Genomic DNA, 2,234 nt, shown 5'->3' with positions numbered 1-2,234 from the left:
ATTTGGGATAGGTAATGTTACTGTTTGATTACCCATACGAGAATTACCATTAACATAGGCTAATAGCATTTCTGAGCTTTTAACAGTGTTACTCACTTCAATATAGTAGAAATGCTCAATATCTGTAGATACTGGTCTCCCATAAGGAGCGACATTACCAACTATTGCTTTAGAAAGCTCTTCATTTTGGTATGCTGTAAAAGTAGCAGTTTCGGCCTCTCTTAAAGATGATGTATTGTAAAGACCCTTGTACTCTGTCATTATTCTTGTAACAAGGTTCTTATTGTAATAATTACCATTCTTTGGCACCTCAACACCAGCAACTTCTTCATTTAAGTTACCAGTGATAAACAGAAATACATTATTTACTACTTTATAAACATAAAGTTGTCTTTTCTCTGTAAATTTTATTCCATTATTGAAGAATATACCATTCTTCTTGTTAGGCTCCCTTGTAAAGGAAACTGTAATTTGTGGAATTACTTCCACTTCAGGCTGTATTTGCCTACTTGGGTTAATTAAATCCTCTAATAGCATAAATTAGTTTTCATAGGCTTCTAAAGCCTGTTCTATAATGAATAAGTCATTTGGAATGTAAACATTTTCAAACATCCCATATGGACTCTTTGCAGGGTAGTTACCATCATTTCTTGTAACAATCCTATATTGGGGTTTTCCAGAAGAATCCTTTATTACTTCAGAATAAAGAAAAATGTTAGTTAAGCCTTCTAAAGTTAGCCAATTATCTAACATATTACCAATAGTCTTTAACTTCAGCCCATTCTTGGTCTCTTCTGGATGCCAAGTAATGTAACAGTTAATATCTGGTCTACTTGACTGTATTTCCTTTAAGATGTTGGTAATATTCATACCAATCTCAGTATATTTTTCATAGCCTTTTTCAGTAGCTTTAGCCATCAAATTAAGACTTAAAATAAACTGTCCGTCATCAATAAAGATATTCTTAATATCTGGTCTTGACTTAGAAATAAATCCAATAGCAGTTTGTATAAACTTAGGGTTGCTACTTTCAAAATAGTTTCCTTTATTATCTAAAGCACCACTATACATAGACTTCCATTTAGGAAATGGTAAAGGTTGTCCAGTAACATTAATTACTGCTGTTTTAGTTGGGTCTAAACCCTTAATACCTAATTTTTCATTAGCTCCCAATCCAGTAGTCTTTCCAGTACCACTAAATCCAGCTAAAAATATAAGTCTTCCCATGTTTAGTTTTTATAACCATTAGTGGAACCAAATCCACCTCTGGTAGTTGTTAATACATCCACTTCCTTAAATTTAAGCTTTAAGAAAGGATTTAGAATATGTAGCCACCAAGGGGCTTCATCTAAGAGATATACATTGAATTGGGCAATGTACTCACCATCACTGATAATAGTGCCAAATCCAAAGTGGTAGGCAGGAAACTTCCATACCCCTGCGTAATTTGCCTCCACTTCTCCAATTCCATTAGAGATAATAATAGACTTCTTTACGGGTAATGAACTCCTACTCAATATATGAGCACCATACCATTTAGGTAGGGTCATACTAACATTCAGGGGAACAAGTTTGAACTCATCATGCTCAAATCTATGTTCCCCATCTACAGCAATATCATAGTTATTACCCTCCTTACGAAGAGGTAACTTATTACCATGATATACAATTTTAACTGTTTTTAACATATTATAATTTATGTTTTAAACTATCTGGTAAAAGTTCAAAAGCAGCTAATTTAACTTCTGCTTTAGTTAAGAGACTATCCTTGTTTAAGTTAAGAATAGGGTTAGATTTAGCAATAGTATAAGCACTAAACCTTTGGGTAGCTAAAACATAACTATCTGGTTTATTTAATGCTTTGGGAAAGAAGATAGCTAAGTATAAATCTTCATAGGATTTAATCTTTTTGCTGTAAAATTTTATGTATTCCCGTGTTAAAGTAAATTCAGTAGAGTCATTTAGTACCCCACCATTAAGTGTTTTAGGGGTAAATTGAATATATCCCCTTGCACCAATAGGACTAACTGCCCTTCTATTGAATCTACTTTCTATCCAAATTACAGCTAATAGCCAATTAGCATCAATATTACCATCAGTACATAGCATTTTTGCTTCGTTGTAACTAACTTGGTATAATTGTGCCACTTTAACTAAAGCTTCGTCTTTTATCAATACTGTAGTGTGAATTTCAGGAGCAAATGCTTCTAAGCTTAACAACATCATTATTGACA

Annotated in this window: 4 protein-coding genes; all 4 read right to left on the bottom strand. The window is 33.0% G+C overall.

What is annotated here, in order from left to right:
• Nucleotides 1-537 (bottom strand): hypothetical protein (locus ACRC03_RS14285; protein WP_438653257.1); only part of this gene is annotated, 537 nt, incomplete at its 3' end.
• Nucleotides 538-540: 3 nt separating this feature from the next.
• Nucleotides 541-1,227 (bottom strand): hypothetical protein, encoded by a 687-nt coding sequence (locus ACRC03_RS14280; RefSeq protein WP_438653256.1) that lies wholly within the window; start codon nucleotides 1,225-1,227, stop codon nucleotides 541-543.
• Nucleotides 1,228-1,229: 2 nt separating this feature from the next.
• Nucleotides 1,230-1,688 carry a hypothetical protein gene (locus ACRC03_RS14275; RefSeq protein ID WP_438653255.1) on the bottom strand — a complete coding sequence of 153 codons (459 nt, stop codon included), beginning with the start codon at nucleotides 1,686-1,688 and terminating at the stop codon, nucleotides 1,230-1,232.
• 1 nt (nucleotide 1,689) lies between these two features.
• The coding region (locus tag ACRC03_RS14270) for a transglycosylase SLT domain-containing protein (RefSeq protein WP_438653254.1) at nucleotides 1,690-2,234 on the bottom strand (545 nt) is incomplete at its 5' end.

This window comes from Romboutsia sp., from assembly GCF_051659545.1.
In the GTDB taxonomy this organism is placed as follows: Bacteria; Bacillota; Clostridia; order Peptostreptococcales; family Peptostreptococcaceae; genus JBOFOR01.
This window is presented reverse-complemented; position numbering and strand designations above follow the sequence as displayed.